At 34.4% G+C, this 6,915-nt stretch carries 6 protein-coding genes and 2 pseudogenes (1 of these 8 only partly in view); 7 read left to right on the plus strand and 1 reads right to left on the minus strand.

Annotation, left to right across the window (positions count from 1 at the left end; all coding sequences use genetic code 11):
* The 6 genes and pseudogenes from A2255_02135 to A2255_02160 all read left to right on the plus strand — a co-directional run bounded on the left by A2255_02135 (nt 1) and on the right by A2255_02160 (nt 5,175).
* A pseudogene (locus tag A2255_02135) lies at nt 1-392 on the plus strand (hypothetical protein).
* Nucleotides 393-489: 97 nt separating this feature from the next.
* Nucleotides 490-1,365: a phosphate ABC transporter permease subunit PstC gene (locus tag A2255_02140; protein ID OGI17756.1), complete on the plus strand. Its 876-nt coding sequence runs from the start codon at nt 490-492 to the stop codon at nt 1,363-1,365.
* Nucleotides 1,365-2,216 carry a phosphate ABC transporter, permease protein PstA gene (locus A2255_02145; GenBank protein ID OGI17757.1) on the plus strand — a complete coding sequence of 284 codons (852 nt, stop codon included), beginning with the start codon at nt 1,365-1,367 and terminating at the stop codon, nt 2,214-2,216. The genes A2255_02140 and A2255_02145 overlap by 1 nt, the downstream gene beginning before the upstream one ends.
* An 8-nt stretch (nt 2,217-2,224) precedes the next feature.
* The gene (locus A2255_02150) at nt 2,225-3,028 is read left to right on the plus strand and encodes a phosphate ABC transporter ATP-binding protein (protein OGI17763.1); all 804 of its coding nucleotides are present in this window, start codon (nt 2,225-2,227) and stop codon (nt 3,026-3,028) included.
* A 65-nt stretch (nt 3,029-3,093) separates the two neighbouring features.
* On the plus strand, nt 3,094-3,762 hold the full coding sequence (locus A2255_02155; protein ID OGI17758.1) for a phosphate transport system regulatory protein PhoU: 669 nt from the start codon (nt 3,094-3,096) through the stop codon (nt 3,760-3,762).
* Between the two features lie 27 nt (nt 3,763-3,789).
* Nucleotides 3,790-5,175, plus strand: a complete 1,386-nt coding sequence (locus tag A2255_02160; protein OGI17759.1) for a hypothetical protein — start codon at nt 3,790-3,792, stop codon at nt 5,173-5,175.
* Nucleotides 5,176-5,885: 710 nt separating this feature from the next.
* Here the strand turns inward: A2255_02160 and A2255_02165 are convergent.
* Entirely contained in the window at nt 5,886-6,164 is a 279-nt protein-coding gene (locus tag A2255_02165; GenBank protein ID OGI17760.1) for a 30S ribosomal protein S20, read from the minus strand.
* Between the two features lie 627 nt (nt 6,165-6,791).
* Here A2255_02165 and A2255_02170 point away from each other — a divergent pair.
* A pseudogene (locus A2255_02170) lies at nt 6,792-6,915 on the plus strand (elongation factor 4) (it continues 1,670 nt past the right edge of the window).

A 6,915-nucleotide genomic window follows, 5' to 3' on the forward strand; every position in this document is an offset into this window, starting at 1 on the left:
CAAGAGAATCAAGCTCAGGTACTTATGTTTTCTTTCAAGAGCACGTTCTTGATAAACAAGATTATTCCCCGAGAGCTAGATTAATGTCTTCTACATCATCAATAATGCAATCTGTTTCATCAGATTCAGGTGCTATTGGATATGCTGGTCTTGGGTATGCAGTTGGTGCTAAAGGTTCAGTAAAAACAGTGCCTGTTAAAAAGACAAATACTTCAGTAGCGATATTACCTTCAGAAAAAACAATTAAATCTGGTTCTTATCCAATTGCAAGAGCACTTTACTTCTATACTAAATCTCCAGCATCACCAATGGTTAAGGACTTTATTAACTTCACATTAAGCTCAAAAGGTCAGCAAATAGTCAAACAGGCAGAATATATTCCAATTAAGTAATAAATAATAATCTGAGCACAGTATAGATCTCTATACTGTGCTTGGTGTACAGAAATAATTAATTATTCTCATATTTAAGTGTGTCACGGAGTGATAAATGACAAAACATGAATTAAAGGAAAATATAGTAAAAACAATACTATCAGGAGCTTCTCTGACTAGCATTATCATAGTCTTGCTTATATTCTTCTTTCTTATAAAAGAATCAGCTCCTTTCCTGTTAAAAACTTCTTTCGTTGATATCTTTAGTTCCAGATGGGTGCCAGTATCATTTATTGAAGAGCATTTCGGCATGTTACCTCTTCTAACAGGTTCATTGCTGGTAACATCTATGGCGATAATAATTGCTATTCCATTTGGAGTTATTGGTGCCGTTTATATTGCAGAACTGGCAAGGCCTATTGAAAAAGAAATTTTAAAGCCATTTATTGAGCTTTTAGCAGGTATACCATCAGTAGTAATTGGTTTTTTTGGTTTGGTAGTGCTTGCTCCGATAGTAAAAAACGTATTTCACCTTGGTACGGGTTTAAATGCTTTAACTGGCGCCGTATTATTGGCATTAATGGCAATTCCAACCATTATCTCAATATCTGATGATGCTATAAGAAGTGTACCAGCTTCTTATAAACAGGCATCCATGGCTTTAGGTGCTACTAAAATGCAAACCATCTGGAAAGTCACGTTCCCTGATGCATTACCAGGTATAGTTGCAGCAATAATGCTAGGAATTGGTCGTGTTATAGGTGAAACCATGGCTGTAATGATGGTTACTGGTAATGCTGCAATAATGACTTTATATCCATTTGAATCAGTGAGAACAATGACAGCTACTATTGCTGCTGAAATGGGAGAAGTAGCGTTTGGTAGTGATCACTATAAAGCCCTTTTCCTTGTAGGAACTATTTTATTATTGTTAACATTTATTCTAAATGTCGTTGCGCAAAAAGTTCTTAAAGAGTATCGGAGAGTATAATGACATCCAAAGTAAAAGATAGATTTATTTTCTGGTTAATGTGCGGAATATCGTACTTTATTGTTCTTATAGTAGCCTATATTGTCTTTGATATTCTTTATAACGGATTACCTGCAATTAACTGGGAATTCTTAACAACTGCCCCCAGGAGTGGTGGAGCTGAAGGTGGAATATTTCCAGCAATAGTCGGTACGTTTTATCTGGTATTAGGTACCATTGTAGTAACTTTGCCACTTGGCATGGCTACTGCAATTTATCTTACTGAATATGCGAAGCAAGGCAAATTTACAAAAATTATAAGGCTTGCAATAGTTACCCTGGCAGGGGTACCTTCTATTGTTTTTGGGCTTTTTGGTTTAGGGTTATTTGTTATATTTCTGAAATTTGGAGCGTCAATACTTGCAGGAAGTTTAACTCTGGCATGTATGACATTACCTATAATTATTGTGGCGAGCGAGGAAGCTTTAAGAGCTGTTCCAAAGCATTTAAGAGAAGGCAGTCTCGCATTAGGTGCTACTAAATGGCAAACAATTTATAAAAATGTTTTGCCATATTCTATTCCAGGGATGTTAACGGGCTCTATACTAGGAATTAGTCGTGCAGCTGGAGAGACAGCTCCAATTTTATTTACGGCTGCAGCTTTCTTTTTGCCTGAGTTGCCAAGATCAATTTTTGATCAGGTAATGGCGTTACCTTATCACTTATATGTGTTAGCAACTCAACATCCTGATATGGAGCTGGTAAGGCCGTTGCAGTATGGAACTGCTCTTGTTCTTGTAACTTTAATTTTGAGTGTAAATTTGGTAGCGATATTTTTACGTATTCACTTTAGAAGGAAGTACAAATGGTAGATAGTGTAATTGTAAATACAGATTTCAACAAAGCAAATAGTGTTTTAGATCTTAATTCAGTTAATAAAGTCAGTGTTAGCAACCTCAATTTTTATTATGGTGCAGCTCAGGCCTTATTTGATATTTCTATGGATATCCCTCAAGGTCTTGTAACAGCTTTTATCGGCCCATCTGGCTGTGGAAAGTCAACATTCTTACGTACATTAAATAGAATGAACGACATTATTGACAACACATATATAGAAGGAAAAGTATTAATTGATGGACAGGATATTTATGGATCTGAGACTGATGTGGTGGCTTTAAGAAAAAAAGTTGGTATGGTATTTCAAAAATCCAATCCTTTCCCTAAGTCAATTTTTGATAATATTGCCTATGGTCCCAGGATTTATGGAATTAAGAATCGTGATCAACTTAATGAAACAGTTGAAAAGAGTCTTATACGTGCTGGTTTATGGGATGAAGTTAAGGATAGACTGAATAAAAGTGCTATCGATTTATCAGGCGGGCAGCAGCAGCGTTTGTGTATAGCTCGTGCGTTAGCTGTTGATCCTGAAATATTGCTTATGGATGAACCAGCGTCAGCCCTTGATCCAAAAGCCACAGCACGTATTGAAGATTTAATCGGTGAATTACGAGGTGATTATACAATTATAATCGTTACTCATAATATGCAACAGGCTGCTCGTGTTTCTGATTTTACAGCTTTCTTTTATGAAGGAAATTTGGTTGAATTTGGAGATACTAAGCGGATTTTTACCAAACCGAAAATAAAACAAACAGAAGATTACATTACCGGAAGATTTGGATAAGGAGGCGGCAAAGCCGCTTAATAGTTTAATTTAATCAGACAAAGATTAAAAAGGAGGTAAGTCCAATGCCAAGACATTTGCAAAGAGAAATAAATAATTTAAGGCAGAAAATTCTTACATTAAGTACAGTTGTAGAGGAAAGTGTTTACTTGTCTGTTAAGTCTTTTATGGAAAGGGATGCTGACCTAGCTGCAAAGATTATTAATAAAGATCAAGAAGTTGACTTAATAGAAATAGAAGTAGAAGAAGAGTGTTTAAAAATACTTGCCTTACATCAGCCGGTTGCAGTGGACCTTCGCTATATCATTGCAGCCCTTAAACTAAATAATGACCTTGAGCGTATTGGTGATATGGCTGTTAAGATAGCTGAAAGGACAGTTAATATCTCCAGACATAATGTGCAGGAAGTTCCTATAGATTTTTCCAGTATGGCAGAAAAGGTAAAATTGATGCTTAAGAAAAGCTTGGATGCATTGGTCCATATGAATTCAGAGCTTGCTAAAGAAGTTTGTATTGCTGATGATGAAGTTGACGAATTACACCGCAATACCTACATGGTAGTTAAGAATCAGCTAAGTGCTCATCCTGAACATATAAGCGTATTGCTTGATTTTTTGTCTGTAAGTGGTTGTTTAGAACGTATAGCAGATCATACAACTAATATTGCTGAAGATATAATCTATATGATTGAGGGAGAAATTATTAGGCATAGTAAAATTAGAGAAAAATGTTGATAGAACAATTTCATTGAGGAGAAAAATATGAGAAAGGTTAATGCTAAAAGGAAATTGTTAACAGTCAGCTTGATGTTAACAATGGTATCTTTGCCGGGATATGCAAAAACTATAACTTTGCAAGAGTTGCAGGATTTAAAATACAGTAATACCCAAGTAAGTGCAGGTAAAAGCTTTAATAATAACCATTGGGCATATAAATCACTAGAAAACATTACTAAAAAATATGGCTTGTTAGTCGGTAAACCAGGAGAACAGTTTGACGGCAATAAGCCATTAACACGTAATGAAGCAGCAGTTATTCTTGTAAATCTTACAGGAAGAATTGAGCAAGACAGGGTAGAGTTGAGTGAGGCGGAGAAGACCCAGCTTGATATTCTAAGACAGGAATTAAGCGGAGAAATTCAAACTCTTGCAGGAAGAGTAGCCACTCTTGAAGAGTCAGTTGATACCTTAAAAGGTAGTGTGGCTAAATTAGAAGAAACTGATAAACAAGCATGGCAGCATAGCTTCGGAGAAAACTTTAAGATAAATGGGGCATTCCAGGCTAGATATTCTGGAGTAACCAGAAAGGGAAGTACAGTTTATCCGTCTAATTTTAGAATTCCACTTGCAGAATTTGCCTTGTCAGGAAAACTGCATCCTCATATTAATTACGTAATTGGTTTAAAGCCGGAAAGAACATTTACCAGTTCATCTAAAGGGCTTTTGGGTGATGCTTATGTTGTAACTGATATTCTTCCTCATCATAATATTTATCTTGGACAAACAAGAGTCCCAATTGGTATAGAAGGAACAGTTTCTTCATCATCTTTAGATACCATTGAACGAGCTCAAATAGCTAGAAATTTTAGTGATATTCGTGATCTTGGTGTAAAAGCAGCAGGTAATTGGAGTTTTATAGATTATAGTGCTGGTTTTTATAATGGTGATGGTCAAAATACAAATGATGGGGATAATAATTTAAGTGTTGCTACCTGGGCAGTAGTTAAACCATTATATAAACTTCCCCAATTAGGAAAACTCGAGCTTGGTGGTGGTTATAATACAGGCAGGAAAACCACGTATGATTTTGATGTTTTAAGTGCTTATGCCGGTTATAAATACAAGAAATATGCAATTAGAGGAGAGCTTGCTTCTGCGAGCGGGTATAATTTAGCAAGCAGGAAAGCTGATGGCTGGTATGTTCATAATACTTATGATTTGACAAAAAAAATACAATTAGTTGCAAGACTTGATCAGTTTGATCCAAATTCTAAAATAGCTAAAGATGACATCTATGAGTATACTTTAGGTAGTAATTACTATTTAAGTGGGCAAAATTTAAAGATGCAGCTTAATTTAGTACATATTGATAATAAATCTGGACAAGATAGCCAAAGAATAGGCGTTCAAACTCAGTATAAATTTTAATTGGACTTAATGATAAGTTAAATGGTGATGGTAAATAAGTGATTAATAAGGGTAAAACTGTCATTCCGAGGGATCTTCGATCCCGTGGGAATCTTTCCAAGGTGGCTTATTGCTTATATTACTAAGGAGGTAACAAAAAATACCTACGCATAAAGTGATATTGTCATTGCGAGGAGGGCTGAAAGCCCGACGTGGCAATCCAAATTATAGCATTATTTAATGGATTGCTTCGCTTCGCTCGCAATGACAGATTTGCGTTTTAAAATACGCAATAATTTTTTGTTTGTTCCTTATTTGGAAAGATTCCCACGGGATCTTTTAGAAACCTCGTGATGACATTGGGTATTATTGGAAGGGTTGATGACTTAAAAAAGTGACTGTGTCACCTCACAATTGCGAACCTTTCAGCAGGGATATTTTTAAAATTTATCTTGTGAAGCAATCTCTAAGCGTCATTTAAAGAATATTTTGAAGTTGTTGAGAAATACTTAAAATACAACTCAAGTTGCTAGTTGAATAATGATGTATGTCATTACGAGCCCTGACTCGTGGCTTTAAGAAATAGTCATACTTGCGTGGTAATCTAAAAGCAAAAGTTTATCTAACCAGCAAATTGAGTTAAGAACAATAAAAAATAATCTTAAAGTTTGCTATTAAAAAATCCGCTGCAATAACATCGGATTTTTTAAAAAGTAAATTTATAAAATTTCTTATTCTGTTGCAGGAACTTCTTGCTTATTTACGTGTCTAGTAAGACGGGACTTCTTTCTTGCCCCGGTGTTTCTATGTAAGACACCTTTTATTACAGCTTTATCAATAACGCTGTAAGCTTTATTTAACGCAGCTACAAGTTTTTCTGTATTATTTTCTTTTACAGTTTCCAATACTTTTCTTATAGCTGTTTTAACAGAAGATTTAATAGCAACATTGCGTTGTCTGTTACGTTCAGCAATTTCTGCTCGCTTTTTAGCTGATTTAATATTTGCCAATGTATTGTCTCCTATGTGTAATCTCTAGTACAAAATTCTGTTTTTGACGGGTATATATTTGACGATCGGGAATATATGTAGGGAACTGATTATATTTTAGCTTATTTCTCTTATTTTCTCTAATTAGAGGTTAACTATAACGAATTATATTACATAAATATCCTAAGTAAATAGGTTTTAGTTTTAATCTAATAAATTTTGACAACTTTGTAAATTACTAATATTAAATTAGAATCCTAAAAAGTAGCCTCAAAGCAGGAAATCTGTGCATAAGAACGATTTGCTCATTAAATAAGAATAGATAAATAAAGAAAAAATAGGTTTAATAAGAAATTTTCATAAATTAAAATAAGTAACTTGCAAGTTTTTTTATGGTTAAATATAGTCAAATAATTTATTGTTAGCTATACTAAAAGTAGGCATATCAAATTAATTTTTAGGTAATATCCATTACCTAACCTAGGTTAACGCCTTATGTCTTTTAAACAGACAGACTTAATTTAAAGCTATCAGTCTACGCTGTAGCACTACTCATTTTTAGAGGTTCCGATCTGGGATAAGTGAATATTTGTATTATGGATAAAAAAGCGGCATTTAAAAGTAGTAAAAGTTTAGAATAAGATCAATATGATTAATAATATACGGAATTTTTGCATAATAGCACATATAGATCACGGTAAGTCAACTCTTGCTGATCGTTTGCTTGAAAAAACCAATACCATTTCTGAGAGAGAAATGATGGATCAACTTC

This window comes from Candidatus Melainabacteria bacterium RIFOXYA2_FULL_32_9 (assembly GCA_001784615.1).
Classification (GTDB): domain Bacteria; phylum Cyanobacteriota; class Vampirovibrionia; order Gastranaerophilales; family UBA9579; genus UBA9579.

Bases quoted from the DNA above. Each gene is read 5' to 3' on its own strand.
- A2255_02155 (OGI17758.1), top strand. From the start codon at position 3,094: ATGCCAAGACATTTGCAAAGAGAAATAAATAATTTAAGGCAGAAAATT.
- A2255_02140 (OGI17756.1), top strand. From the start codon at position 490: ATGACAAAACATGAATTAAAGGAAAATATAGTAAAAACAATACTATCA.
- A2255_02160 (OGI17759.1), top strand. From the start codon at position 3,790: ATGAGAAAGGTTAATGCTAAAAGGAAATTGTTAACAGTCAGCTTGATG.
- A2255_02145 (OGI17757.1), top strand. From the start codon at position 1,365: ATGACATCCAAAGTAAAAGATAGATTTATTTTCTGGTTAATGTGCGGA.